Genomic DNA, 26,906 nt, shown 5'->3' with positions numbered 1-26,906 from the left:
CGCATGACCACGACCAGACAGGAATCGGCAATGGACATGGAACAGCTCCGACTGCTCCGGACACTACGGCTGAAGGGGCGGGTGCTCGCCGACGATCTGCCCGCCGCCACCGGGCTTACCGACGCCGAATGTGCCGAGCTGACCGGTCAATTCATCGCTGCAGGCCTCGTCGAGGAGGCCCGCGACCGGCTCAAGCTCACGGTGGAGGGACGCGACCAGCTGGCCGGTGAGCTCACATCCGAGCTGGAGACGATCGACAGCGATCAGATCAAGGCGCTCTACGACGAGTTCGGCAGGTTCAACACCGAACTGAAGTCGCTGATGACCCGCTGGCAGCTGAAGGACGCGGAAACACCGAACGATCACAGCGACGCCGACTACGACCAGGCCGTCATCGACGGGCTCACGGCGCTCGACGCCGACTTCCGCGGCCTGCTGGCGCGCATCGTCGCAGCCGCGCCGCGCCTCGGCCACTATCCAGCGCGATTTGCAAACGCGCTCGATCGCGTGAATGCCGGCGATCACTCCTGGTTCGCGAAACCGTTGGCGGACAGCTATCACACCGTCTGGTTCGAACTCCACGAGGACCTCATCGGTCTGGCCGGGCTGTCCCGCGCCGAAGAAGCCGCAGCGGGGAGGGCGGAATGAGCGCGCCGACCAACAACACCACCCGCCGGGTCCAACCCCTCTGCGCGGAAGGAGATCTGCCACGCGAGACCATCGGCGGCAAGGCCTGGAGCATCCAGAAGATGCTGTCGCTGGGTATTCCGGTACCACCCGCCTTTGTGTTGACCACCGACGTGTGCCGGGAATACCACGGAGCGGGCCGCCGCCTCCCCACCGAGCTCGGTAACGAGTTGCGTTCGGCGATGGCGGAACTCGAGCAGGCCACCGGCCGCTCCTTCGGACACACCAGCAAGCCCCTGCTGGTCTCGGTCCGATCCGGTGCCGCGATTTCCATGCCGGGCATGATGGACACCGTCCTCAACCTCGGTATGACGCCCGCCGTGGAAGCGGCACTGGCGGCAGAGACATCGGACTCCGGCTACGCCGCGGACACACGCAGGCGATTCGTCGAACAGTTCGAAAAGGTCGTCGGCTCAACGCCTCCCGAAGACCCGTGGGCGCAGCTCGAGCTGGCTATCCGCGCCGTCCTGGATTCGTGGCACTCCAAGCGCGCAGCGGCGTACCGGCAATCCCGGGGCATCTCCGAGACGGGCGGAACCGCGGTCACCGTACAGGCGATGGTGTTCGGCAACCTCGACGACGAATCCGGCACCGGGGTGCTCTTCACCCAAGACCCGTTGACGGGTGCTTCCGATCCCTATGGCGAGTGGCTTCCTCGCGGACAGGGCGAGGATGTCGTCTCCGGCCGCGCGGATGCGCTGCACCTGGATGAACTCGCCACGCAGCTGCCGGAGGTGCACCGCGATCTGCTGGCCGCCGCGGCGGTGCTCGAACGTGAGGGCCGCGACGTTCAGGACATCGAGTTCACCGTGCAGAGTGGAACGCTCTGGCTGCTGCAGGCACGCTCCGCGAAACGGACGCCGCGAGCCGCCCTGCGCTGCGCGACACGCTTTCAACGCAATGGCCTGATCAGCATTCCCGAGGCACTCGACCGCATCACTGTCGACCACATCCGTGCACTCCTGCGGCCGCAACTCGATCCCGCCGCGGTGTCCGCATCCCCTCCGGTGGCCTCCGGCAAGTCGGCATCGCCCGGTATCGCCACGGGTGTGGTGGTCACCGATGCCGATGAGGCTGAACAACTCTCGGACGAAGGACAGCAGGTCGTGCTGGCACGGCCCACCACCGACCCGGACGATGTCGCGGGCATGGCGGCGTCGGTGGCAGTCGTCACCGAGATCGGTGGATCCACCTCGCACGCCGCGGTGGTGTGCCGGGAGATGGCCGTGCCGTGCGTCGTCGGCTGCGGCATCGACACCGTGACCGCACTCGCCGGTCAGACCGTGACCGTGGACGCCGACTCCGGCACGATTCACCTCGGTGAGTTGCCAGTGCGGCCACCGGTCTCCGGCGACGACGAAGACCTCAACCTGGTCGAGCGTTGGGTGCGGGATGCGCTGGGAGAGCCCGACCCCACCATCGACATCGTGAGCCTGGTGACGCGGTACCAACGACAGGATGGAACTCGGTGACGACCCTCGATGCAATGTTCGAGTCCCTGGACACGACCGATTCGCGACCGGGACAGACCTGGACCACCGGTAACGTCGCCGAGGCGTTCCCCGGTGTGTTCACCACCTTCGGTCTCGAATTCGTCTTCACCGCAATGGAGATGGCGTTCCGTCGGATGTTCCGCGACCTCGGGGTCTATACGTCGAAGGAACTGACGATCCCCGACCGGGCCGAAGACTGTTTCTGGGCGGTGTTCGACGGGTGGGCCGCGGGCAACATCGACAAGTTCCGTGATATCGCCAATCGGATGCCGGGCACCACCGCCAGCGCAGTCGAACAACAGCTGTTCGGGTTCGTCCGCCCAGAAACCGTCGACCAGAACACCTTTCGACGCTACCCTGCCGTCTTAGCCAAGGCCCCCCGCTGGCTGATCACGACTCCGAAGCGCCACGACGCCATGTTCGCCGAGCTGCGCAGGTGGCGCCTCGAGAAGCTGTCGCACATCGCCGAGATGGACGAACGTGCCTGCCTGGCAACGATTGCGGATGCGCAGGCCCGATTCGAGGACATCATGAGCACCCACATGGGCGTGGCGATGGTGAGTTCCTCGCTCGCGGAGAAGGTCGCCGCCATCGCCGACGCCGCCGGGCGCCCCGGCTTGGAGGCGGCGCTGCTGTCGGGTGTCGGATCGGACGAGAACGAAGTCGCCCATGATCTGTGGGCGCTCGCCCATGACCAGATCACGCTGCGCGAGTTTACCGACCGGCACGGCTATCACGGCCCCAACGAAGGTCAGCTGTCCGGGGTCACCTGGCGGGAGGACCCGACACCGGTGCTGGCCCGCCTCGACGACTACCGCGCCATCGCCGCGGACAGTCCGCGCGCACCGCGCGCCCGCAGCGCCGCCCAGGCCGCAACCCGCGCCGCGGCACTCCGCGAACTGCTGGCCGAAACGCCGCGCCTGAAGCGACCGGTCGTCGCTGCGGTGGTGAAACTCGCCGCGCGCTATCTCGCGCTGCGCGAGCAGGGTAAGGCGGGCTATTTGCTGACCTTCGACGTGGCCAGGGCCGCGGCCCGCCGAGCGGGAACGCTACTCGTCGAACGCGGAGTCATCGAGCAGGCGGAAGACGTCTTCCACCTCCGGTACCAGGCACTCGCGGCGGGGATTCGCACCGACCAGCGCGCGCTCGTTCAGGCGCGAGCGGCTGAATACCGAGCGCGACAATCGCTTCGGCTGCCGAAGTCATGGTCGGGAATGCCCGAGATCGTCAGGACCTGCGATGAGGACCGGACACCCCTCGAAGCCGGGGAGGTGCTCACCGGCGTCGCGGCAAGTGGTGGTGTGACTCAGGGTCGCGCTCGAGTGGTGCGCGACCCCGACGCGGTGGATCTCGACGACGGCGACATCCTCGTCTGCGAGACGACCGACCCGGCGTGGGTCCCGCTGTTCCTCGTGGCCGGTGCCGTCGTCACAGACCACGGCGGCCTGCTGAGCCACGGCCCGATCGTCGCTCGCGAGATCGGAATCCCCTGCGTGTGCGGCACCGAGGTGGGCAGTCGCCGGATCACCGAGGGCCAATTGATCCGGGTGGACGGCGACCGCGGCACCGTCGAGGTCCTCGAGAGCTGTCCATCGGTCGCGCCGTGACCGCCGTACTCAGCGCGTACCTGATCGCAGGTCGGGTGGTATCGAATCCCCCAGACGTCTACATCGACGAGACGGCGGCCCGCACCGTCGCCCAAGGCATCGATGACGGAGTGGGGGCCGAGAACCTCGGCTTCGCCAACGTCTATCTCTCCGAGCGCTGGAACCTCAAGGAGGCCGGCGTCATCCTCGGCGCCGTGGGCGCTCGAACCCATCGGGTCGGACTAGGAACGGGATTGGTGTCACCCGCCAGGCGGCACGTGTTGCACATGGCCGCATTCGGGGCGACGATGCACGCCGCATTCGGGCCTCGGTTCCTGCTGGGTCTCGGTCGCGGCGACCACGCGTACCTCCGGCACGAAGGTCTGCGGACCGCAGGCTTCGACGCGGTGGTGGACTACGTCTCCATCCTGCGTCGACTGTGGGCCGGAGAGACGGTGACCTACGACGGCCCAGCGGGCAGCTACCGCGGTATCAAACTCGGCGACACGTACCACGGTCCCGCACCCAAGGTGCTGTATGGGACCTTCGGTATGCCGAAAGCGGCTGAGGCTGTTGCCAAAGCATTCGACGGCGTCATCCTGCCGCCGATGATGTCGCCGCAGGCGTCCGCCGCCGCGGTGACAAGGCTGCGCGGTGCCTGCGAGGCCATCGGCCGGGATCCGTCCTCGCTGCACATTGTCCAATGCGTCGTCACCGCACCGGATCTGGGCATCGACGAGACGCGCGCCCTCGCCCACGCTCGCGCGGTCACCTATCTGCAGGCGCCGGAGTACGGTGCGGCTCTGGCGAAGGTCAACGACTGGGAATTCGGGCCCGTCGAACGCCTGCGGGCAGCCCTGGCACAGGCAAAAGGCGGCGACGAACTCGTCGACACCGCCTTCCATCGGATCCAGCTGCTCGAGGCCGCCGCACTCGTGCCCGACGAGTGGATGACGTCGTCATGCGCGTTCGGCACCGCCGCACAATGCGTCGACAAACTCCACGAGTTCAGGCGCGCCGGCGTCGACGAGATCACCACTTACGGAAGCACTCCGCGCCAGAACGCCGGCCTGCTGGCCGCCTGGCAGAACACCCCGGCCGGGAGCCTCACATGAGCATCGACCTGTACGCGCCAAATCCGATGCACCGCGAATCGGGACCCGACGACGCATGGTCGACGATCAACACACGGGAGAACTATCAGGGCGTGATGAGCCCGCTCGGCGCCACCCTGTGGCTACCGGTCAGCGATCTCGCGGTCAACGGCACCTTCTATGACCTCGGCGTGCTGCGTCGCAGCGAAGTGACTGTCGGCACCACACCGTCGGAGTCCTCGTCGACGGTGTTCTACGGGCGATACACAGCCAGCATCAACTACTTTCGCCGCATCAGCGACCTGATTCCCGGTCAGTCCGGTGCGGCGTTCGAGGAGCAGATCTTCGGCTCATCACGCGACGGGGTGCCGGACACCTCATCCAAACGGCGCTATCCCGTGGTGGCGGTCAAAGCGCCCCTGGCGGTAGTCACTCTGCCGCGACGCATCCGGCGGATGTCGAAGGAGGTCGACGCCTGGTGGAGGTTGGCCACGTCACCGGCGGGGATGGCCCGGCCGGTCCAGACGCAGTTCAGCCAATCGCTGCAGATGCTCGAGTACGCGATGCGCGTCCACGTCGCCGGCACATTCGTCGCACAGGGCGTGTTCGACGCCTTGCGCGGGCTCGCCGAAGCTGCCGGCCGGCCCGGACTACACCTCGAGCTGTCCACCGGCTACGGGCAGATGGTTGAGACCGCGTTGGTGGCAGCACTCAACGAGGTCGCACTCGGGCAGATGAAGACCTCGGACTTCCTGTCGGAGTATGGCTTCCGATGCGCCGGCGAAATCGAGGTATCCAACCCGTCATGGCGCGAGCGTCCCGATTTGGTCGAGCGAATGGTGGAGAAGTACCGCGCGGCCCCGGAGCGCCAGGACCTCACCACGGCCGCTGCAGCAAGGACGCGAGCACGCAAGCAAGCCGAGCGCGAACTGTTGGCTGCGCTGCCGCGCCGCAAGCGGTTCATCGCAAGGCTGTTGATCAGACTGGCCGCCACCTATATTCCGCTGCGCGAAGAAGGAAAGGCGGCACTGGCCAAGGGATTCGACGGCGCACGGGCCGCCTGCGCGGTTCGCGGTGCTGAGTTGGCGGCGGCGGGGGTCATCGATGACGCCCGCGACGTCTTCTACCTGACCCTCGACGAGATCCTGGGTACGCCGCCGCCGAACGCGCGCGACCTGGTGGCGGTGCGCCGGGAACTGCGCGCCGCCTACGAACAGATCGATGTTCCCGATGCGTGGGTAGGTCCGCCCGTCCCGGTGCCGGTGACGTCCCGGAGCGAGCAGCAGGTCGAGAAGGTAACGGGCGTGGCAGCCGCACACGGTGTCGCCGAGGGGTTCGCCCGCGTACTTGCTTCTGCCGAGGACCTCGACGACCTGGAGCCCGACGAGATCCTGGTCTGCCGGACAACCGATCCCTCTTGGGCATCGGCGTTCCATCTCGCGGCGGGCGCAGTGATCGACATCGGCTCGACGTCGTCGCACGGCGCGATCGTGGCCCGCGAAATGGGGATGCCGTGTGTCATCGGCACCGGAGACGGCACCCGTGTCCTGCGCACGGGTGACCGTATCCGAGTCGACGGCAGCGCCGGGGTGGTCACCGTGCTCGAACGGGCTGGCTAGGCTACCGCTCGTCCGGGGAGGGCAGCATCGATGGCCGATAGTCCCGTTCGATGACGCCGTAACCGACATCGCCGTCGGGACCGACCACACGCACCGTGCTCTGCGTGATGATCAATGGGTCCGGTTGGCTCGCGAGATCTACGCCGATGATGTTCTCGTTGGGGGACAAGAAGGTCATCGTGTATCCGTGCAGCCATTCGGCACGCATCCGCAACGGCCCGACCTCCCGAGCCATCGTGATCGACAGCTGGTGTGGCTGGTGGGTCTGAAACGACTCCAATCCGGTGACCCGGACGTCGGCCCCCGTCTCGCAGGTTCCTTGCTCGAATACCGTGAACACTCGGTGGTCGACGGTGCCGTCGCTGCGCCAATTGACCAAACCGTTTGCCACCCGGTCGGATTCGGGGAACACCACCACGAAGAAATTCAGGCCACCCAGTCGGCTGACATCGCGGAGACCACTGGAATGGTCGCGGTGTGCCACCCCGCGCAGACTTGTACGCTCCCCGGCAACACGCAATTCGCCGTCGGCGTGAAAACCCTGAGTGTGGTGAAAGGCTGCCCACGACAGCTCGTCGATCTTCGGTTCCGGCGCACCGAGCGCACGGCCCATATCCCATACCGGCGCGGCGGCCGTCAGTTCGACATCGAAGGCGAACGGTTGCGCCGGCCCCGCACCGACGGGGCGCGTCGACATGGTGAGGAGATCGGTTTTCTCACCCGCGCCGTCGAACTGTAACCGCCAGCGCCGCAACGGCTCCACGCACGTGATTTGCAGATTGCCGGTCGCCGGACCCCGGTTGTCGGGAGCCCGCCCCCACGACCGGCCGACCAGCAGTCGACCGTCGGGCAGCATGGCGATCGTCTGCGCCCACCACAGATCGAGGTCACCGGGCCAACGCCCGACGTGTACGAAGACGCCGACACCACGCTCGGCCGACCAGACGTGAAAGTACATGGTCTCGCTCCACCCGGGCTGGTCCGCGGGCGGAACGTGCAGTAGATCGTCCGCACCGTCCACCGCGAACGGATTATCACCCGTCCGGATGCGTGTGCCGTGGGTTCCGGAAGCTGGGGTCATACCCGCAGCTTCTCACGCTGCGGCACAACGGCTTTCACCCGGGCAGCAGGTAGCTGGGCAGGTCGGCATACGAGGTGCCGATGAGCCCCAGCCAGTTGAACGGCAGGTGGTAGACGAACACCAGCGTCACCATGCAGAACCCCAGCACCGCGAAGTTGCGGACGTGCGGTTGCAGCGACGACCGCCACCGTTCGACACCGACCTCGATGGGCGAGAACCCTACGGGTCGCTCGTCGGCCTCGATGCGGGCCCAGGTGAACACGCAGCCCACGAAGGCCACCAGGATGGATTCGTAGATCGGGAACTGGTGTACCTCGCCGGCCCAGAGCGTCAACGGCTCATAGGTTTTCGCGAAGGCGTAGGCGTGGGTGGTCCTGATGACGAGGTTCTCGACGACGAAGTCGAAGATGAACTCGAAGATGAAGATGAACACGAACAGCCGGAACTTGGTGATGTTCGGCCACCGACGACGCACCCGCTTGGCTTCGTGGCAGGCCACGATGGCGACACCGGCGCAGAAGTAGATGTACATCGGCGGACCCCAGATCAGCGACTCCGCATATCGCGTGGGTGCCCCCGGGTTGTGGAATGGCAGAAAGCGCACCCACACTCCGCGGTTGACGTTCGCGCTGTTCCACGCGAACAGGTACTGCTGCACGTTGAGGAACGCGTCCGCGACGAAGCAGATGATGCCGCCGATGACGAACTTCCCGTCGAGGCTGAGCCGTCCGGTCTCGCGGAGCGGCTTGACGACGCAGAACCACACGAACGCGACCATCACCGCCAGGCTGATCGCCTCGAACACCCGCAGGGCGATCAGCCGCCAGTCCGCCATGACGTCGGGCCCGATGCGGGGTGCGGGGGTGAAGTCCTCGCCCGAGGTGACCCAACGGGCTATTACATAGACACACACGACGAACCACACGGCGCCGATCAACGCCAGGAACGTCGCAGGACCCTGCCGGCCCAGCGGTGGCGGATCGGATTCCGCACTCGAATCGAGGACCTGGTCGCCGGATCCGACAGTCAGAGACATTGAGAAGCCCCTCGGGGTGACAAATTGTGTATTTTGTAATCGTTGGTCGGATAGTGTCAACGCTCACACCGATTTGTCAATAGCCGGTCATCACCCGGGGTAATCTGCCGAGGTGACGCAATCCACGCGCGCGGAGGTGCGCAGGCGGATTCTGGACGCGGCCCGTAAGCTGCTGCGCTCCAAGGGCATTCGCGGCGTCACGATGACCGAAGTGGGGCGCGTCGCGGGCTGCAGCCGCCAGCTTGTCTACAAGGTGTTCTTTGACCGGCGGGAACTGCTGCTGGCCGCGGTCACCGACCGCATCATCGAGATCGCCGACGAGGCGGCGGCCGGTACCACCGTGCCTGGCGAGACGTTTCACGAGTCGTTCGTCGAACTGTCGGTGAAGGTGATCGAAGCGCTGCGGAACGACCCCGAATTGACCGCAATGTGGGGCGACGGCAGTCCGATCACGGCCCACGAGGCCCTGTGGGCGCCCGAACTCACGGAGCGTGCGCTGCAGTTCTGGCGACCGTGGCTCGATTACGGCCGCAGTCACAAACTGCTGCGCGACGACCTGTCCAACCAGGATCTCGCCGACTGGCTGCATACGGTCTACGCGTCCATCATCTTGCGCCGCAACATTCCTGAGCAACAGGAGCGGATCCTGATCGAACGCTTCGTGATGACCTCGCTGACGATGGCGACCACGCCGACCCGGTCTTGACACAACGCGACGTGGAACCGAGTATTGACTTTAACCTAGAATAAAAAAGTCGATTCGAAGGATTCTCATGTCGGAAGACGCCCGTCCGAGCACCGCCGCCAGAACGCCCCGCGAGGCCGACGTCATCGTGGTCGGTTCCGGCCACAATGGGCTGGTCGCGGCCGCCTATCTGGCGAAGGCCGGGCTCGATGTGCTGGTCGTGGAGGCAGCCGCTACGGCGGGCGGCATGACGTCGACGAACTCCTTCGCTCCGGAGGCGCCGGAATACACCCTCAACGAGGCGTCGATCCAGGCCTCGCTGTTCCGCACCACGACGATCAACGACGACCTCGAACTGTCGACGAAGTACGGGCTGCGCCAGACCGTCATCGATCCCGCCCACTTCCAGCTGGCCGCCGACGGCAGCTCGCTCGGCCTCTGGCGCGACCCCCGCAAGACCGCGGCCGAGCTGGAGTACTTCTCCAAGAAGGACGCGCGTGCCCTGCTCGAGCTCTACGAGGTGATCGACGCCGCGGTCGAGATGGGCCTGCCCATGATGCAGACCAACGTGATCCAGCCCGACATCAAGGCGATCCTCAAGTCCGCCAAGGGTTTACTGAAGAACCGCAAGCAGCTCGCCGCGTTGGGTCGCTGGATGTCCAGCTCGCAGACCGAGGCGGTCGAGGAGAGCTTCGAGCACGACATGATCCGGGCGCCGTTGCTGACATCGCTGCCGTTCATGCCGTTCGACGCCGATCTGTCCGGCTGGTCGCTGATCTACCTCGGCGTGCTGTCGAAGTACGGCGTCGCGATGTTCCACGGCGGCACGGGCTCGTTGCCGAAGGCCCTGATCGGGGTGCTCAAGGACAACGGCGGCGACATCATCACCAGTTCGCCGGTGGAAGAACTGCTCATCACCAACGGCCGCTGCACCGGCGTGCGGATCCGCGGCGGTGAGGAGATCCGGGCCCGCCGCGGCGTCCTGACCGCATGCAGCCCGAAGACGACACTGACCCGACTGCTCCCCCGCGGCGTCCTGGAGCCCAAGAAGCAGGTCGCGGCCGACCACATCCCCACCCGCAAGCGTGGGATCGCCGACGCCAAGATCAACGTCGCGCTGTCCGGCCGCATCGACATGTCCAAGCACGAGAAGTGGCGCGGCGACGGTATCGACCTCCGTATCGCCTGCAACTGCTACCACACCTACGAACAGGCCAAGGAGGCCGCGCGAGCCTGCGTTCGCGGCAAGGTGCCCGACGCGATTCCCGGGCTCGCCCAGGTCACCAACGCGTTCGATCCGTCGATGTCGCCTCCGGGCAAAGACCTTTGGTGGTTCTGGACGGGCCTGACGCCGTCGTTCCCCGAGGACGGTTGGGACGTGGCGCGCAAGCAGATCACCGACAGCATCATCAAAGACGCCGACGAGTACTACAAGGGCGTCGAGGACCTCCAGGTCGCGGTGCGGCCACTGGTGCTGCCCGACATCGAAGAGCGGTTCTGGGCCATCGACGGTTCGGTCTACCACGTCGATCCCACGATCAGCCGCTTCGGACCCAACAAGCCCGTCGCCGGTTTCGCCGGCTACCGCACACCGGTCGAGGGACTGTTCCTCACCGGGTCGGGGACGCACCCGGTGGCGGGTATCAGCGGTATGCCCGGCCAGAACGCCGCGCGGACGATGCTCAAGCAGTTCCACCTCGAGGACAAGGGCGGCCGGCTGGGTGCGCTCAAGGACCGACTCTTGCGCGAGCGCAAGAGAGCGGCGCTGACAGCCGATCCGTACTCGTCGGGGCCCAACGATCCCTTCCCAGGCCAAGAGTGACGGGTCCGCGCGTCGGCGCCGACCTGTGATGGGTTGATGGCCAAGAAGTTCGGCACCCCCTCGACGAACGGCGAGGGGGCCGATTCGAAGTCGCATCGCACCCGCACCCGCATTCTCGACGCCGCCGCACATGTGCTCAGCGTCAAGGGCTTTGCGGGTACACGCCTGACAGACGTCGCCGAGTACGCACAGCTGCAGGCACCCGCGATCTACTACTACTTCCCGTCGCGCGAGGACCTCATCGAAGAGGTCATGTACTGCGGGATCAGCGATATGCGACGGCATCTGGAGCAGAAGCTCGACGAGCTGCCACCGGACGCCACCGCCATGGACAAGATCATGACCGCGGTGGACTCCCATCTGCGTCACGAACTGGAGCTGTCGGACTACACGACGGCGTCCATCCGAAACTCCGGTCAGATTCCCGAACGTCTGGGCGTCAGACAGAAGAAAGAGGAAGCTGCCTACGGCCGGATCTGGCAGCAGCTGTTCGCCGACGCGGTCGCCGATGGCGAGATTCGTGCCGATGTCGACGCCAGGATCACCCGGTTACTGGTCATGGGTGCGCTCAACTGGGCCGCCGAATGGTGGGAGCCCAGTCGGGGCTCGGTGGACGGCGTGGTGCGGACGGCCCAAACCCTGGTACGGACCGGCTTGTGCCCGGTTAGGTGCGAATCGGGCTCTGGCGAAACAGCTTTCGGCGACTGCGCTCAGCCGTAGAGGGTGCCGTGCCACAAGGCCACCAGCGGTCCGAGTGCGGCTTCTTCGTCCACCAGCGAGGGCTCCACGCCGAGGCCCGCTATGTAGAGGACGCGCTCGGTCCCCCAGAAGAGCATGGCGGCCAGCGTTCGGCCCGACTCCGATGACGTGATCTTGCCTGCCGCACGTTCACGCTCGATTTCTTCGGCGCCGGCGCTGACAAACCGTTCCACGATCTGTAGCCAGAGCGCATTCAACTCCGGGTCGGAATGCCAATGATGCGCCGCGGCCTGCAACACAAGTCGGTGCCGATGCCACGCCGTGGTGACCGCGCGGAGGCTGCGCTCCAGTGCCTCCTCGGGCGAATCCTCCTCCGCGCGGCTGAGAAAGGGCTGCACCGTCTCGAAGATGTCGTCCATCGCCTGCGTGAGCAGACCGCTCAGAACCGAGAACTTGGACGCGAAATAGAAATAGAAGGTTGTCCGCGAGACTTTCGACTCGGTGAGGATGTCGGCCACGCTGATGTCGTTGAACGACTTGCGGTCCAACAGGCCCAGCGTGGCGGAGAGGATCTGATCGACCGGACGTACACCGTCTGTTTCGACAGACCTGAACCGCTTGGCGTAGCGGCGCGAGGTCTCGGTCATGCCCCGACATTACTTCCCGCGCGGGCGACGCACGTCCTGGGCCGATGAACATGTTTAATCTCAATTCGAAATAGGTGTACACAGTGTACGGACACTGTGTTAACGTGATGCAGTCCACACGTGGTCGTGACTGTGAGTTCGATACCGAGACGCGTTTACGCAGCTAAACCCCCGGCCACTGCTTCTCAAGGAGGTCAACAGCGATGGATCGCTTCCTCGCCACCAGTTGGTGGCCACTGGTCAGCGACAACCAGGGGTGGCCGCCCCATATGCAGCCGGCACCCGGCGATTTCGAGGCCAGCACCACGTCCGAGATCGTCTTCTTCTTCATCGCCGGCGCCGCGGTGGTCATCTTCGCGACGCCGTGGGCGATCCGCGCCGCGGTGCGCAGCCGTAACTGGATCCCGATCATCGTCCTGACCAGCGGCCTGATCTGCAGCCTGCTGGAGCCGATGCTGGACCTACTCGGCCACCTGCACTGGGCGAAGAACCTGGTGCCCGCCTTCACCAACTTCGGCATCACCGTGCCGGCGCTGATCCCGCTCTGCTACGTGGCGTTCCTCGGCCTGGAGGCCTACTTCTGCTACTTCGTGATCCGCAACGGCGCACACCGCAACGTGTTCTTCATGCTGCTCGGATTGGGTATCGCCACCGATGCGCTGATGGAGACCATCGGCATCAACCTGGGCGTCTACCTCTACTACGGTGTTCAGCCCTACGAGTTCCTCGGCTTCCCGTACTGGTGGGGCTTCATCAACGGTGGTTCGTTCGTCACCATCGGCGCGATCCTGGCCTTCGCCGTCCCGCGCCTGAAGGGCAAGAGCAAGGCGCTGCTGTTCCTGGTCGCGCCGTTCGGCATGATGGTCGCCTACTTCGGTGTCGGCTCCATTCACATCCTGGCACTCAACTCGACCATGCCTGTCTGGATGAAGTGGGTCTTCACCACCGCCATGATGGCGATGATGGTCGGCTGGATGGCCATCCTGCACAAGCTGGTCGGCCGGCCTGATCATCTGCCCGCTCCGCGCTGGACCCTGTGGCGTGTCTTCGTCTACGGCAAGTTCACGCCCAACAAGGCGACCCGAATGGCCATGTGGCAGAAGATGTGTGAGGAGGGTGGCGTCAAGCCCGGCGACGGTATCGCGACCAATCCGGAGGATCCCTCGCAGGCGCTCATCGTCGGCCCGACCGTGATTCCCAACGCAGCCAATCAGGAACGCGTCCCGACGACGGTCTAACAGCACGCCATACGGGCCGGCGGCAACGTCTCACGACGTTGTCGCCGGCCTGTTCTACTTAGGCGGTCGCATGGTCGATGCAGTCCACTCTCAGATCCGAGACCGTCATCGCCTCGTCGAAGCGCAGACAGTGGTAGCTCCGCAGTTCGCGGCCCGTCGTTCCCAGGTGCACACACGTGCTGCAGGCGCGGACGACCGGAAGCATCTGCGCGTCATGGAGTTTCCTCATGACTACCAAAAGCGAGTCGAGTAGCTGTTCGGCTTCGGCACGGTCGAGCTTGGAGGTGGCGATCTCGGCCGGTGCAGTCCACCGGGACAGTTCGGCCGCGGTCTTGCGGCCCTCCGCGGTGAGAACCAGGTCGCGTCGCCGACGGTCGCCGGGATCCGGCGTTCGCAGCACCAGCCCTTTGCGGATCAGCGCAGCGATCGCATCGCTGACGGTGGGATCGGCCACGTTGAGTTCGCGTGCCAGCGTGGTGCTGCGCGCGGCCGGCGGCGAGCCGACGAAAAGCCAACCAAGGACCCGCATCTGGGTGCTGGACAAGTCATGCTTCTCGGCGGCCCGCCGAGCCAAGACGTGCAGAGCGTCACCGATCCGGTCGAGCGCGGCGACGATCTTCGAATCGAGACTCCGATGGCGTTCCCCATCAGATCTCAGAGCAGGACCTCGTTCAGCTTGCCGGTGGCGACGTCGAAGACGAAGCCCCGCAGCGATTCATGCTTTGTGACGAACGGGCTGGCCTCGATGCGGCGCAGCGACTGGCGCACGTCTTCCTCCACATCGGGGAAGGCCTCGGCGGCCCATTCGGGTTTCAGACCCGTCTCTTCCTGGATCGCCTTCTTGAAGTCGTCGTCGGTGAAAGTCAGCATGCCGCAGTCGGTGTGGTGGATCAAAATGATCTCTTTAGTGCCCAGCAGCCGCTGGCTGATGGCCAGTGAGCGGATCTCGTCATCGGTGACCACACCGCCGGCATTGCGAATGACGTGGGCTTCCCCGTCCTTGAGGCCCAGGATCCGATACACATCGAGCCGGGCGTCCATGCACGCCACCACCGCGACATGCTTGCTCGGCGGCAGCGGCAACGGACCCTTGAAGGTGCTCGCATAGACCTCGTTGTTCTTCAGGTATTCCTCGGTGACCGTCACTGAAACCTCTCTCGTGTGTTTGCTGGTGGTCCAGGTTCGTGTCAGAGACTAGTAGCGGCGCCTCGCGGTCCCGACGGTGCGAATCATCGTGATCGTAATGCTTAGGAGTCCTTGGGGTCTGACGCATCATGGGTGCGGTCGCGTCATCAGCGCAGCTCAACGCGACTCGGTTCACAGCCCATGACCGCCGAGGAACACACATGCCCAAACTTTCCCGCAGCGATTGGTACGACCTCGCCCGTGATACCAACTGGAACTTCCGATACGTCACCGAGGAGGAGGTGTTCCCTGAGGAGCTCTCGGGAACGCATCGCGTCTCCACCGAGGGGTGGCTCAAATGGGACGAGCCGTACAAGATCGGTTACCGCGAGTACGTGCACAACCAGGTCACCAAGGACACCACCACCTACTCGCTGAAGAACGCCATCGGCCGCTCCAAGCTGTTCGATCAGCTCGACCCGGGATGGAAGTCGGTGATCGTGGCCCACTACGGCGCGATCTCCATGCCGGAGTACCTGGCGTCCATCGGCGAGGCGCGGATGGGACGGTTCGGCCGGTCCGCCGCCTGGCGCAACACCGCCACCTTCGGCACCCTCGACGAGGTCCGCCACGGCCAGATCCAAACCTTCTTCCCGTACGGCCTCCTCGACAAGGAGCCGCGAGGAGACTGGGCGCTCAAGGCATTTCACACCAACAACTGGATCGTGCTCGCCGTGCGATACCTGTTCGACGACATGTTCGTCGCCAACGACGCCCTGTCCATCGCGTTGCAGCTGACATTCACCCTGGAGACCGGGTTCACGAACCTGCAGTTCCTCGGCATGGCCGCCGACGCCATCGACGTGGGCGACCTCGAGTTCGGAGCGCTGATCAGCTCCATCCAGACCGACGAGGCACGGCACGCCCAGCAGGGCGAGCCGACCATCAAGGTGCTGATCGACAACGGTGAGACCGAGTGGGGTCAGTTCCTCATCGACCACATGTTCTGGCGGTCCTGGCGGATCTTCGCCCTGCTGACCGGGCTGTCGATGGATTACTACACCCCGCTGGAGAGCCGCCGGATGAGCTTCAAGGAGTTCATCGAGGACTGGGTGGTCAAGCAGTTCGCCGACCAGTTCCGTGACTATGGACTCGAATTCCCCTGGTACTGGGACGAATTCATCAACGAGCTCACGTGGTATCACCACGCCATTCACCTGGGCGTGTGGTACTACCGGCCTACCGTGTGGTGGAACCCCGACGCGGGTGTCTCCGAAGCCGAACGACTGTGGCTGGAGGAGAAGTACCCCGGCTGGAACCGAGACTTCGGCAAGAACTGGGACGTCATCACCGAGAACGTCCGCAACGGTGACATCGCGGCGACCCTGCCCGAGACCCTGCCGATCACCTGCAATCTGTGCCAGCTGCCGATCGTCCGGTCGGCGGGTGTGACCGTCGGCGCCCACACCGACGCCGCACCGCTGACGCATGTGCACAACGGCCGCAAGTACCTCTTCTGCTCCGAGCCGTGCAAGTGGATCTTCACCCAGCGGCCCGACCGATTCGCCGGCCACCAGTCGCTCATTGACCGCGTCCTCTCGGGTGAGATCAGCCCGCCGGACCTCGGCACCGTCCTGCAGTACTTCGGGCTGTCCGCCGAGGAACAGGGCCAGGACGCCGACAACTACGCATGGGCACTCAACGGCAACGGAACGAAAGGCTGACACGATGGCACTGCTTCCGCTGACGGCCTGGTTCGAGGGCGACGTACTCGAACTGCTCATCCCGGTCGACGACGGCGACACCGTCGAAACCGTGACCGGGGCGATCGCGCACCACGTCGTCGGGCACCGCGTCGCCAAGCGCGACGCCCCGATTCGGTTGCGCCACAACGGCAGTGTCCTCGACCCGCAGGTGGCCATCGGCGCTGCAGGGGTCGGGCCGCTGGATCATGTCGAGGCGTTCTATGACTAGTGCGGGCACCTGGACGCCGGTGGCCACCCTCGATGATCTGTGGGAAGGCGAGGTGGCCGAGTTCTACGTCGGTGACCGGCCGATCCTACTGGCGCATCTGCGCAGCGGCGACATCCGGGCGTACGACGGGGTGTGCCCGCACGCCGGATTCCCGCTGGCCGACGGCGAAGTCGAGGGCGACGTTCTGACGTGCAGCGCGCACAGTTGGGAGTTCGACCTCGACACTGGCACCGGGGTGAACCCGACCAATTGCCAACTCATCAGCCACCCGGTTCGCCTGGAGGGCGACCAGATCACCGTTTCGCTCACCGGAGGTGAACACCGATGACTGCAGCCGCAGAACAGGACAAGCTCGTCGGGCCCGTCGTGCGGGGTTTCGACCCCAACGTCGTCGCGGCCGTGACCGAAGCCATCTACACCGACAACCCCGGTGCCGACATCACCGTCGACGACCATGCCGGCTACGTGCGCATCCACGCCCCGCGTTTCCTTCGGGTCACCCGCGCAAGCCTGGAATCGGCAGCGGGCGAAGCGTTTCCGCTGCACACCCTGGAACCGGCACTGGTCGGATTCGCCGGACGCATCCGCTACGTCGGCGACGACGAGCTGCACTGGTACCTGGACCGAGAGGACTGAGCACATGACCACCGCGAAGCCGCGAACGCTGAAAACCTGGAGCATCGCCGGGGACACCCGGCGCAAGCCCACCGAGTACGAGGCCGTCACCGGCCGGTTCCACTACCACTTCAACCGCCAGCCTGCCCCGTTCGATCTCGACCCCGGCGCGGCGATCAACCGGTGGTACGTCAAGCACCGCGAAGGTTCCGCGCTGCAGGCGCAGGACTGGGAGGGCTTCCGCGATCCCGCCGCGTTGAACTACCGCCGCTACATCGCGTTGCAACACGACCGCGAGATCTATGCCGAAGGAGTTGTCGACCACTACGAGGCGCTCGACGAGGACAGCCAGCTGAGCCCGGAGTGGGTGGACACGCTCGCCCGCGTCTACGTGCCCGTCCGCTACCTCTTCCACGTCCTGCAGATCACCAGCCTCTACGTCGGCCAGCTCGCGCCGAGCGCCTACATCACCAACGCGGCGTTCTTCCAGGCCGGTGACGAGCTGCGCGCACTGCAGTGGGTGGCGTATCGAGCCAAGTCGCTGTCGCTGACCCACGGCACGCATTTCGCGAATACCGAAGAGACACGGCGTGTCTGGGAAACCGACCCGGTGTGGCAGCCCGCCCGTGAAACCCTGGAGCGGCTGCTGGTGGCCTACGACTGGGGCGAGGCCTTCGTGGCGTTGAACTTGGCCATCAAGCCCGCGCTGGACGCCCTGTTCAAGGAGGCGTTCGTCGAACTGGCCAACGAGAACCGCGACGGGCTGACTGCGGCCCTGCTGCAGGAGTCGCGCGTCGACACCACGCGTAACCACGCCTGGCATACCGCGCTGGCCCGCTACGCGGTGGCCGCGAACCCCGACAACCGCGGGGTCATCGACGGCTGGGTCGAGAAGTGGCGCCCGCTCGCCGACCGCGCGGTCAACGGGCTCTCCGCCGCGTTCACCAACCCCGAGGCAGTCCGTACCCAGGTCGCGACGTCGGTGGCGGCGTTCACCGCGAAGTGGGCGGAATAGCATCTGCATGCCCGACGTTGCCGCCCGCAGAGAGCTGCGGCGTACGGAGGCATTGAATGAAGATCGGAATCATCGGAGCGGGGCAGATCGGCGGCACGCTCACGCGTCGGCTGACGGCACTCGGACACGAGGTGGCCGTGTCGAACTCGCGCTCTCCTGAAACGCTCGCGGAGCTGACACGCGAAACCGGCGCGACAGCAGTATGGGCCAAAGACGCCGCGGCCGATGCCGACCTCGTCGTCGTGAGCATTCCGCAGAAGAACGTTCCGGACCTGGCCGACGGCATCGTCGACGCCCGTAAGCCGGGCGCCCCGGTGATCGAGACCAACAACTACTACCCGCAGCAGCGTGACGGAGAGATCGCCGGGATCGAGGATGGTCAGGTCGAAAGTGCCTGGGTTGCAGAGCAAATCGGCGCCCCAGTGTACAAGGTGTTCAACGGGATCTGGTGGAAGCATCTGCTCGAGAAGGGAGTGCCGAGCGGCACACCGAACCGCATCGCGCTCCCGGTGGCCGGCGAGGACGGCCCCGGTCGGGAACTGGTCCACGGCATCGTGGACGAACTCGGATTCGACCCGGTCGATGCCGGTCCGATTTCGGAGTCCTGGCGCCAGCAGCCCGGAACACCGGTCTACGGCAAGGATTTCGACGTGGACAAGACCATCAAGGCACTGGCCGGGGCTGAGCCCAAACGGACGTCGGAGTGGAGCGCCCGTACGGCCTGAGCCCTATTTGAGGTCGGCCGCCATCGAGTCGGGGCCGACCAGAAATCGATACTCGACAAAACGGTGCGAGCTCACGAGGCGAACTCGTCGCCCGCCTCTTCTTCGACCATTTGGTCCCGATCCTGTAAGTCAGGCCCTCCGGCCGGACGGAACCGACCGAAAGACGTCATCAGTAACACCACCATTCCGGCCGCGGCGCCGACGTAGAACCAGCCGAGCGGTGCCTGTGAGCGCTCAGGCAGCCAGGCCATCAGGGCCGCCGAGAGAGTGATCCATACGTAACAGAAAGCGCTGACCATTCCCGAGACGAGGCCGAGGTTGCGGGTGAACACCCCCATCGCCAGCCCCTTGCTCAGCGGGTCGAGCACTCCGATGGCCAGTGCCGCGATCACCGCGCCGCCGGCAATCGCCACTGCGGAAAGACCGACGAGTTCTGCGGACACCAGCATGATCGCGCCGCCCACTGCGAGAATCACGGACCCCGCGATGGCCAACCGTGCCGTGGTGGTCCGTTGGGCCAACGCTCCACACGCCGCCGCGCCGAGGAAGTTCGCCGTGCCCACCCCGAGGGCTATCAAACCGTAAGTGCTAGAGGTGAATCCGAGGCCGATCACGTAGAGGAACGGTCCGACGACGGCGAACATGGCCTGAGCCGACGTGACTACACCGAACATCGTCGCGAAGGTCACGAAAGACCGGTTCCGCATCGCTTGCCCCACAACGCCGGCGGCTGCGCGCAGGTCGATCGGCGATCGGCGACCGTGCTCTAGGGTTTCCGGCAAGGCCACGGCGACGAGCGTCCCAACGATCGCGAGGAAGCCCGCGAGCACGACGAACACCGTTCGCCACGACGCGAAGTCGGTGATGAATCCGCCAATCGCGGGCGCGAGTATGGGAGCTGCGCCCCACGCCGCCCCGAGCAGCCCCAGGACCGAGACCAGCTTGGCACCGCGGAAGCAGTCCGCCGCCATGGCGGCCGCCAGCACCATGCACGTTCCGGCGCCGAGGCCCTGCACGAACCGCAGCCCGATCATCATCTCCAGGCTGACAGTCAGCGCGCAGCCGATGCTCGTCAGCGTCATCACTGCCAGTCCGGTCACCAGCACGCGCTTGCGGCCAATCGCGTCGGCGATCAGTCCGGCGGGCAACACGATAAGCGTCATCCCCAGCATGTAGGCGGTGACGGTGTTCTGCACCACGACATTCGAAGCCGCGAACTGCTCACCGATTTCGGGCAGTGCAGGGGTGTAAAGATCGAAGGCAACCTGGTCGAGCGGTGCGATCAGAACGAGGAGGCCGATGATTCTCCGCGCCGCGAAAGTGCTGCGCTCACCCTGGGGTTGGTTCATCCTTTCGCGCCGCATCTTCGTTCGGCGATGAGACGTGCCGCTGTCATCACAAGTTCCGTTCTCCGCGGTCACCAGTGGTGGTATGACTGCAAAGTACGGAGTTCGCCCGATCGGCGAGGTATTTTTCGAATTCGCCCGTCAGCGCCGGGGTGTGGTGGTGATGTGCACGTGGTCGTAGTGGCCGTAACCGGATCCGGCCGGACCGCTCGGCGTGTAGTACGTGCCGCGCCAGATCACATCCTGTAGCCCGAACCGACCGGCATTGGCCAGCGCGAACTCCATGATCTGGTTCCCCAGCGCGATGCCCTCGGGGCTTTCGGCGTTCGGAATCATGATGTCGATCGCCAGACCGCTCGGGTGCCACGGCTTCGAGTCGGGCCGGACACCGCCGATCTCAGCGATCTGGGGGAACCGCTGGCTGACGGCGCGCGCAGCGAGGACGGTGTTGGGCTGAAGCCCCGCCTCCGGCGCGACGCCGACAGGCAACGCCTCCGGGATATCGGGGATATCCATCAGTGCAGCCACAGGGGGAGGTGCGGCCTCGGGTGGCGGTGGGGCAGGCATCGCGTTGAGCATCGGATCCGCCGGAGGGGGCACCGCCGCCGGCGGTGGCGGCGGTGGCGGCACTGCGGCGGCGTTATCGACCACCGCCTGCTGGGCCGGCGTCAACGCTGCGTACTGCGCCTCCGCAGCGGAGATCTGGCGTAGCAGTTCTTTCCACTTCGCCTGAAGCTCTGCACCCACCGCGGCGGATTTCTCGGCCGCGACCCTAGCCTCGGCGGCTGATGCCTCTGAGGCCTTCGCGGCGGCCGCCGCACGCTCACGCGCTGCCTGGAAGGCCTTCATCTGCTCGGCCGCCTGGGCGGTGATCACCCGCTGCAGAGACAGCTGGTCGATCAGATGTTGCGGCGAGCTCGCGGTCAGCACCGCCGCGAACTGGCCGGTGCGTCCGCTCATATATGTCATCACCGCGACCTTGTCGGCGGCGGCTTGACGGGATGCGAGCTGGGCATTGGCGGCGTCGAGGGCGGCCATGTCGGCGCGATGGCGGTCTTCGGCGGCGGTCTGAGCAGCGAGTTTGTCTTCGGCATCGCGTTGGGCGGCGGTGACGGCTTCGCGAGTCTCGATCGCCTGACGGGACAACTCATCGAGCTTGGCCAGCGCATCGGCCGCCGGGTCCGCGTGGACGACGCCCGCGATCGACACCACCAGCACGAGGATCCCCGCCGCAAATCCCCCCGCCGCTTGGCGAAGCGATTGGCGCGCCCGACCCATTCGGATTGTCACGATCCTTCGTTGCATGGACCAAACCGTGGTCCGCTACGGATGTCCCGGACAGGTTATGAAGTGGCGCCGACGATGTCTAATCGGACGTCAATAAATTCGTCGCCGCCGAGAGGCGACCTGGGATTTGTCCCAGGATTCGTATCAATTGGGCCCTGTCCTCTGGAGTTGGCGGTCTCCGTCGAGCGGGGGCAGTTGGAACTCTGATCGCGGGGGTGGGGGCCTCCGCCACAGTGACGCCAGCTAAGTGCCGATGCGCCGTCAGCTCGCTGGTGCCGAGACGAGCACGCGGCCGGGGGTCGCGCCGGTGGACTTCATGCCGCTTTCGAAGGTGACCTCACCGTTCACCATGACCAGGTCGATTCCGAAAGCCCTGACCACTCGGCGGAACTCGCCTCCCGGCAGATCCTCTAGGACTTCGTACTGCTGGGAGTAGCCGAGTTCATTCGGGTCATAGATCATCAGGTCCGCTGCGAACCCGGGCAGTAGCGCGCCCCGATCGGTCAGGTTGAGAATGCGCGCCGGCAGCATGCTGAACTTGTGATGCAGTTCTTCGAGGGTGAACCGTTTCTCCTGCAGCGCCAGCCACTGCAAGAGATCGGTCGAGAAGTGGCCGCCGCAGAAGAAGCGGATGTGCGCGCCGCCGTCTGACGTGCCCGCGATGACGCGCGGATGCCTGTACATCTTCTCGAACAGCGCAGGGTCCTGACTCATCGCCTGCACAGTCCGGAATTCCATCTCGCAACGCGACTCGACCGCGATGTCGAAGAACGCATCGACCACGTGGACTCCGGCCTCCTCGGCGATCTCGGAGAACGTCTTGCCGATGCGCGGATCGTTCATGTCCGGTAGCGAGATCAGCTTGAGCAACTCCAGCGGACCACCCGCAGAAGTCATGAGGTCGATCGAATACTTCGCTTTGATTGCTGCGCGCCAGGCGGGATCGGCCGCCTTTTGGACGCGGGCCTCGATATCGTCTTCGAGTTCGCTGAATGCGGCGAACTCGGGCACCACGTCCCAGGTGTTCCAGTCGAGCAGCCGGCTCTCATTCCACGCGCGGAACGCCAGCGCTTGCGAGTAGACGTCGAGTCCTTGCTCTTCGCAGTGATCGAGCCAATTCAGCACCCGATCGATCTCTCCTGGAATGTGGTCGAACGGCACGATGATGTTCTGGATGACCGGTCGGCCGGAGATGCGTGCGAGCTGCTCTGCGATGTGGTTGTTGTCGATGGCCATGGGTAGGTCGACCAAAGCCTGGATAATGCCGTAGTCCATGTCGCGCAGCACCTCGGCCAGCGCGTAGGCCGTCGACTCATCGGCAGCGTCAGTGGGCATCGGAAGCCCGTGGTCCTTATGCGAGTTGAACTCGTTGAGTTTGGAGAACGCGAATCCAATTGCACCGGCCTCCAATGCTTCCCGCAGCAGCCTCTTCATCTCCGCGAGCTCCGCATCGGTGGGCTGGCGATCGCGAGCGTCTTCCGGCGATCCCATGACGTAGATCATCAACGAGTTCAGCGGGATGTAACTCGCGACGTTGACGCCCTTGCCCAACCCGTTGACGACATCGAGCCACTCTGGGAACGACTCCCAGTTGAACGGCAGGGCCTCACGCAGCGCGGCGGTCGGAATCTGTTCGGTGGTCTCCATCATGCCCATGTAGCGCTCCTGCACCGCGTGGTCCTGCTTGCAGGGAGCAAACCCGAACCCGCAGTTCGAGACGACCGCGGTCGTCATCCCGTGGTAGCCCGACGGCGTGCAGTAGGGGTCCCAGAAGATCGCGCCGTCATAGTGGGTGTGCACATCGATCACGCCGGGGGCGACGATGCGGCCGGTCGCGTCGACGATGCGGGTAGCCGTGGCACCGGCGAGACCGCCCACCTTGGCGACCTTGCCATCCCGAATTCCGATATCGACGACCTTGCGTGGAGTGCATGTGCCGTCAATTAGAGTGCCGCCCTTGATGATCACGTCGTAGTCGTTGCCATTACCGGTCACTGCCACTCCTTGGTTGTTCCTACTTGGGCTAGGCGTCCGTGGCGGTGATCGCCATGCTCGGACATGAGGACTCCACTTGCCTGGCCACGTCGTCGGCCAGCAAGGTATCGGTCGCGAATGCGATTCCGTCATCGTCGAAATCGACGGCGGCCGGGGCGATTCCAGCGCACTGACTCGATCCCTGGCAGAGGTCTCCGTCGATCGCGATGCGCTTCACACCGCGCCTCCCCTGCGGCGATGCAGGATTCGGCCGGGGAGGCCACCCTTGAGTCCGACGCTGAGATGAAACTGATGGCGAGGCGTCCAACCGGGTCGCGGCTGGATGTTGAATCGCTGAGCGATCTTCGTCAGCACGAATTGCGCCTCGAGATAGGCCAATCCGACTCCGATGCAGTGTCTCGGCCCGCCACCGAACTGCACCCATTGGAATCGGTGCTGAGTGTCCTTGCGCTCGTCAAGCCAACGCATCGGGTCGTACCGCTCGGGGTGGTCCCAGAATGCGGGGTGCCGGTTGATGGTGTATGCGCTGACGCCGACCTGACTGCCCGCCGGTATGCGATACCCGGCCACCTCGTCCTCCTCCAGCGCCTGCCGCGTCAGCAGCAGTGAACCCTGGATGCGCTGCGCTTCATCGAAAGCGGCCCTAGCGTATTGCATTTGGGTGAGGTCATTGAACGAGTCGTAGTTTCCGGTGTAGGCGTCGGCCTCGGCGCGCAAGGCCTCCATCGCCTCCGGGTTCTGAGCGAGCATCGCCACCGTCCACGCGAGTGCGGAGGCCGTCGTATCGAATCCGCCGAACCACAGGCCCATCAGCTGATCGACGAGGTTTTCGTGCTCGAGGGGCTCACCGTCGTCGACACCGATGTTGAGGAGGGCGTTCAGCACGTCCGGGGCGTCGGTGGGGTTGGCCCGCCGATTGGCGATGGCTTCCTCGATGCGGTGCCGAATCGCCTTCACCGCTTGCTTTCCTGTGTGCGCGTGCGGAACCGGAAGCCACGATGGTGCCCAGAACATGAGCATCAGACCGCCCATGTAATTGGTCTGCACCCGGAAGTTGTCGACCAATGCAGGTATTCCCTCGTCGGAAACCGACGATGAGAACATGGACCGCTGCACGACCATCATCGTCAGAATCGAAAGCTCGCGATAGACATCGACCTCGTCGCCGCTGTCGGCGATCGACTCCCAGCGCGACAGGGCGTCCTCGACCGAATCGCGAAGAATCTGGGTAATTCCATTGAGGTTTCGGCGGGAGAAGGCCGGGTTGAGTGCCTTGCGGTTACGCCGCCACGGCTCGCCGTCGGCCACCGGGATGCTCTCGCCCAGCGCCGGCACCAACGCCCGCGACATAACCCCCTTGTGGTACCGGCTGTAGTCGAGCAACCAGCTGCCGACGAACTTCGGATCGTTGACGACGGTCGTCCCGCCGACACCGAGCGGCAATGTGTAGACGTCGCCGTACCGTGCAACACAAGCGGTGAGCAGTTGGAATGGGTCCCGTGCACGAGCGGCCAGCAGCGCGAGCCGTGCAATCCCCGGACCCGGGGCCCTCCGGCCTGCAGTCCGCGGTGTGTGGTTCGCGGTCGACGCGCTGTCCCGCTCCCCATGTTCTGCGATGGCCAAGTTCTTACCCGCCTGGTGGATCTACTCTGAAACGCACCGGACGTGCTCGATGCTATTACGCGAACTGCACTAGTTCAATAGTTGATATGCCAGTTTACGTATCCCAACCCTGAACCTGGCTTACCGCCCGCGCAGCACGTCGTGGTCGTCGATGGCGGTAAGGATGCGGCGCAGCATTTCGGCCGCGGTCTCCTCGGGCTGCATTTCCGGCAGGAACTTCGGGGGGTACAGCGTGGTGGTCCACATCGCCAACGCGCCGGGTAGCTGTTGCCGATACATCTCTCGCGCCTGTGCCCGCGGCGGAGCCTGGCCGCCCGCATCGGCAAGCCGATCGAGGTAGGTGGCGATCAGCGCATCCTCCCACTCACGCCGCTGCTCGATGCTCAGTGCTGATGACAGCGCGTAGGACAGATCCCGCGACCAGTGTCCCGCCGAAATGCATTGCCAGTCACAGAGTCCCATCCGCCCCTTGCCGGTGATGTACCAATTGCCGAGATGGGTGTCGCCGTGGATGAGTGTTCGCGGCAGTCTGTCGTGTGCATCGACCGAAGCCTCGAAGCTACGCCAGAGTTGTTCACCCCGCCCGACCAGCCGAGCCGGCGTCAAACCCATTTCGTCTGCGCGACGCTGACCACGTAGGTGGTAGCGGCGGATCATTGAGATGGCGCCGGTGGCCTGCCACCACTGTGGGTACGTACGCAGCCAGGGCGGGTGCCGGTTCTCGATGAGCTTTGCACTCTTCGCATGCAGCTGGGCGAGTTGCATGACGATGTCGTCGGCCTGCTGGCGCGTGATCGCGGTGGTCGGTGTGCAGAAGGTGGCCGCCCTAGTGCCCACCAGATCTTCGAGCAGATGAATGGCGCGGTACGAATAGCGCTGCGTGGCACTGTAATACCCGTGCGGCGCTTCCAGTTCGAGCAGCGGTCGCAGTTCGTTGTAGAAGCCGGCCTCGGCCGGTGCGGTGCCACTGAGGCCGTTGCTGATCCGAGTGACCAGTGTCGGCGCGCTCTTGACGAAGATCGTCTTGGGCAACCTGCTGGGATCGCCGACCGCGCTGTAGTGCAGCAGTAATCGCGCACGCACCGATGTGCCGGAAGAATGGCGCTCGACTGAAAGGGCTTCCACCCGCGCGGCACCCAAGTGAGGCCGTAGCACGCGATTGAGGAAGGCGGCGGTAAGGCTTTCGATGCGGCCGGGGACGGTCGCGTTTGTCCGCATCGGCCAGCGTCGCACACGGTCCACAGCCGTCGCTGCCGCCATAGGCCCCATCGCCCCCGCGATCTTCAGCAAGGTACCGGCGGACGGCGAGTCGCCGATGGCAGGCGGGCCGCCGACGCGGTCCCGACGAGGGTGGCTTTGCGTCCCGGTCACGAGGGTCGACACCGCCGCGCCAGCACCCACGCTTCGCGTGCCTTCATGTCGCTACGTTAACGCATCCTTTGCGTAAGATTTCCTGCTGCTAGTATTTTGCGGACTCCTTCGCCCACCTCCATCGTATGGATCAACAGGCGGGA

26 protein-coding genes are annotated in these 26,906 nt (G+C 65.2%); 15 read left to right on the top strand and 11 right to left on the bottom strand.

Annotation, left to right across the window (positions count from 1 at the left end):
* The first annotated feature begins 3 nt into the window (after positions 1-3).
* From G6N43_RS02670 to G6N43_RS02650, 5 genes are read left to right on the top strand one after another with little or no spacing between them, the layout of a single operon-like run.
* On the top strand, positions 4-648 hold the full coding sequence (locus G6N43_RS02670) for a hypothetical protein (RefSeq protein ID WP_234810206.1): 645 nt from the start codon (positions 4-6) through the stop codon (positions 646-648).
* A complete protein-coding gene (locus G6N43_RS02665) occupies positions 645-2,159 on the top strand; it encodes a pyruvate, phosphate dikinase (RefSeq protein WP_083155812.1) in 1,515 nt (504 codons plus the stop codon). Before G6N43_RS02670 ends, G6N43_RS02665 begins: the two co-directional genes overlap by 4 nt.
* On the top strand, positions 2,156-3,787 hold the full coding sequence (locus G6N43_RS02660) for a PEP-utilizing enzyme (RefSeq protein ID WP_234810205.1): 1,632 nt from the start codon (positions 2,156-2,158) through the stop codon (positions 3,785-3,787). Before G6N43_RS02665 ends, G6N43_RS02660 begins: the two co-directional genes overlap by 4 nt.
* Entirely contained in the window at positions 3,784-4,881 is a 1,098-nt protein-coding gene (locus G6N43_RS02655) for a TIGR03857 family LLM class F420-dependent oxidoreductase (RefSeq protein ID WP_234810204.1), read from the top strand. Before G6N43_RS02660 ends, G6N43_RS02655 begins: the two co-directional genes overlap by 4 nt.
* Entirely contained in the window at positions 4,878-6,479 is a 1,602-nt protein-coding gene (locus tag G6N43_RS02650; protein WP_083155810.1) for a PEP-utilizing enzyme, read from the top strand. The genes G6N43_RS02655 and G6N43_RS02650 overlap by 4 nt, the downstream gene beginning before the upstream one ends.
* A gap of 1 nt (position 6,480) precedes the next feature.
* On the opposite strand, the gene G6N43_RS02645 is transcribed toward G6N43_RS02650, so the two are convergent.
* Positions 6,481-7,560 carry a DUF7064 domain-containing protein gene (locus G6N43_RS02645; protein WP_083155808.1) on the bottom strand — a complete coding sequence of 360 codons (1,080 nt, stop codon included), beginning with the start codon at positions 7,558-7,560 and terminating at the stop codon, positions 6,481-6,483.
* A gap of 34 nt (positions 7,561-7,594) precedes the next feature.
* On the bottom strand, positions 7,595-8,596 hold the full coding sequence (locus tag G6N43_RS02640) for a spirocyclase AveC family protein (protein ID WP_083155806.1): 1,002 nt from the start codon (positions 8,594-8,596) through the stop codon (positions 7,595-7,597).
* Between the two features lie 112 nt (positions 8,597-8,708).
* Between G6N43_RS02640 and G6N43_RS02635 the strand changes: the two genes are divergently transcribed.
* From G6N43_RS02635 to G6N43_RS02625, 3 genes are all read left to right on the top strand, one after another.
* Positions 8,709-9,302: a TetR/AcrR family transcriptional regulator gene (locus tag G6N43_RS02635; RefSeq protein WP_083155804.1), complete on the top strand. Its 594-nt coding sequence runs from the start codon at positions 8,709-8,711 to the stop codon at positions 9,300-9,302.
* 67 nt (positions 9,303-9,369) lie between these two features.
* The gene (locus G6N43_RS02630) at positions 9,370-11,103 is read left to right on the top strand and encodes a phytoene desaturase family protein (RefSeq protein WP_083155802.1); all 1,734 of its coding nucleotides are present in this window, start codon (positions 9,370-9,372) and stop codon (positions 11,101-11,103) included.
* 132 nt (positions 11,104-11,235) lie between these two features.
* Positions 11,236-11,823: a TetR/AcrR family transcriptional regulator gene (locus G6N43_RS02625; protein WP_234810218.1), complete on the top strand. Its 588-nt coding sequence runs from the start codon at positions 11,236-11,238 to the stop codon at positions 11,821-11,823.
* On the opposite strand, the gene G6N43_RS02620 is transcribed toward G6N43_RS02625, so the two are convergent.
* Positions 11,814-12,449, bottom strand: a complete 636-nt coding sequence (locus tag G6N43_RS02620) for a TetR/AcrR family transcriptional regulator (protein ID WP_083155798.1) — start codon at positions 12,447-12,449, stop codon at positions 11,814-11,816. The genes G6N43_RS02625 and G6N43_RS02620 overlap by 10 nt on opposite strands.
* Positions 12,450-12,652: 203 nt before the next feature.
* Here G6N43_RS02620 and G6N43_RS02615 point away from each other — a divergent pair, with 203 nt between their 5' ends.
* A complete protein-coding gene (locus G6N43_RS02615) occupies positions 12,653-13,687 on the top strand; it encodes a hypothetical protein (RefSeq protein ID WP_083155796.1) in 1,035 nt (344 codons plus the stop codon).
* 58 nt (positions 13,688-13,745) lie between these two features.
* Here the strand turns inward: G6N43_RS02615 and G6N43_RS02610 are convergent, their stop codons facing one another.
* Together G6N43_RS02610 and G6N43_RS02605 are read right to left on the bottom strand one after the other, a co-directional pair.
* A complete protein-coding gene (locus G6N43_RS02610) occupies positions 13,746-14,231 on the bottom strand; it encodes a MarR family winged helix-turn-helix transcriptional regulator (protein ID WP_234810203.1) in 486 nt (161 codons plus the stop codon).
* 110 nt (positions 14,232-14,341) lie between these two features.
* Positions 14,342-14,833 carry a beta-class carbonic anhydrase gene (locus tag G6N43_RS02605; RefSeq protein ID WP_083155792.1) on the bottom strand — a complete coding sequence of 164 codons (492 nt, stop codon included), beginning with the start codon at positions 14,831-14,833 and terminating at the stop codon, positions 14,342-14,344.
* A gap of 200 nt (positions 14,834-15,033) precedes the next feature.
* Between G6N43_RS02605 and G6N43_RS02600 the strand changes: the two genes are divergently transcribed.
* From G6N43_RS02600 to G6N43_RS02575, 6 genes are read left to right on the top strand one after another with little or no spacing between them, the layout of a single operon-like run.
* On the top strand, positions 15,034-16,536 hold the full coding sequence (locus tag G6N43_RS02600) for an aromatic/alkene/methane monooxygenase hydroxylase/oxygenase subunit alpha (protein WP_083155936.1): 1,503 nt from the start codon (positions 15,034-15,036) through the stop codon (positions 16,534-16,536).
* Between the two features lie 4 nt (positions 16,537-16,540).
* The gene (locus G6N43_RS02595) at positions 16,541-16,786 is read left to right on the top strand and encodes a toluene-4-monooxygenase system B family protein (protein WP_083155790.1); all 246 of its coding nucleotides are present in this window, start codon (positions 16,541-16,543) and stop codon (positions 16,784-16,786) included.
* A complete protein-coding gene (locus G6N43_RS02590; RefSeq protein WP_083155788.1) occupies positions 16,779-17,114 on the top strand; it encodes a Rieske 2Fe-2S domain-containing protein in 336 nt (111 codons plus the stop codon). Before G6N43_RS02595 ends, G6N43_RS02590 begins: the two co-directional genes overlap by 8 nt.
* Complete coding sequence (locus tag G6N43_RS02585; RefSeq protein WP_083155786.1) at positions 17,111-17,422, top strand: MmoB/DmpM family protein; 312 nt, start codon at positions 17,111-17,113, stop codon at positions 17,420-17,422. Before G6N43_RS02590 ends, G6N43_RS02585 begins: the two co-directional genes overlap by 4 nt.
* 4 nt (positions 17,423-17,426) lie before the next feature.
* Positions 17,427-18,416, top strand: a complete 990-nt coding sequence (locus tag G6N43_RS02580; RefSeq protein ID WP_083155784.1) for an aromatic/alkene monooxygenase hydroxylase subunit beta — start codon at positions 17,427-17,429, stop codon at positions 18,414-18,416.
* Positions 18,417-18,472: 56 nt separating this feature from the next.
* Positions 18,473-19,141, top strand: a complete 669-nt coding sequence (locus G6N43_RS02575) for an NADPH-dependent F420 reductase (protein ID WP_083155782.1) — start codon at positions 18,473-18,475, stop codon at positions 19,139-19,141.
* 71 nt (positions 19,142-19,212) lie between these two features.
* Here the strand turns inward: G6N43_RS02575 and G6N43_RS02570 are convergent, their stop codons facing one another.
* The 6 genes from G6N43_RS02570 to G6N43_RS02545 form a co-directional block, all read right to left on the bottom strand.
* Positions 19,213-20,490: a multidrug effflux MFS transporter gene (locus G6N43_RS02570; RefSeq protein WP_083155780.1), complete on the bottom strand. Its 1,278-nt coding sequence runs from the start codon at positions 20,488-20,490 to the stop codon at positions 19,213-19,215.
* Positions 20,491-20,628: 138 nt separating this feature from the next.
* Complete coding sequence (locus G6N43_RS02565; protein WP_083155778.1) at positions 20,629-21,765, bottom strand: coiled-coil domain-containing protein; 1,137 nt, start codon at positions 21,763-21,765, stop codon at positions 20,629-20,631.
* Between the two features lie 270 nt (positions 21,766-22,035).
* Positions 22,036-23,769 carry an N-acyl-D-amino-acid deacylase family protein gene (locus G6N43_RS02560; protein WP_163657951.1) on the bottom strand — a complete coding sequence of 578 codons (1,734 nt, stop codon included), beginning with the start codon at positions 23,767-23,769 and terminating at the stop codon, positions 22,036-22,038.
* Positions 23,770-23,797: 28 nt separating this feature from the next.
* Positions 23,798-23,986, bottom strand: coding sequence for a ferredoxin (locus G6N43_RS02555; RefSeq protein ID WP_163657949.1), 189 nt, complete (start codon positions 23,984-23,986; stop codon positions 23,798-23,800).
* Positions 23,983-25,392 carry a cytochrome P450 gene (locus tag G6N43_RS02550; protein ID WP_163657947.1) on the bottom strand — a complete coding sequence of 470 codons (1,410 nt, stop codon included), beginning with the start codon at positions 25,390-25,392 and terminating at the stop codon, positions 23,983-23,985. The genes G6N43_RS02555 and G6N43_RS02550 overlap by 4 nt, the downstream gene beginning before the upstream one ends.
* Before the next feature lie 120 nt (positions 25,393-25,512).
* Positions 25,513-26,763: a phosphotransferase gene (locus G6N43_RS02545; RefSeq protein WP_083155773.1), complete on the bottom strand. Its 1,251-nt coding sequence runs from the start codon at positions 26,761-26,763 to the stop codon at positions 25,513-25,515.
* Between the last annotated feature and the right edge of the window lie 143 nt (positions 26,764-26,906).

It is taken from the genome of Mycolicibacterium moriokaense (genome assembly GCF_010726085.1).
In the GTDB taxonomy this organism is placed as follows: Bacteria; Actinomycetota; Actinomycetes; order Mycobacteriales; family Mycobacteriaceae; genus Mycobacterium; species Mycobacterium moriokaense.
The sequence above is the reverse complement of the archived record's forward strand: the minus strand, read 5'-3'. Positions and strand labels throughout refer to the sequence as shown.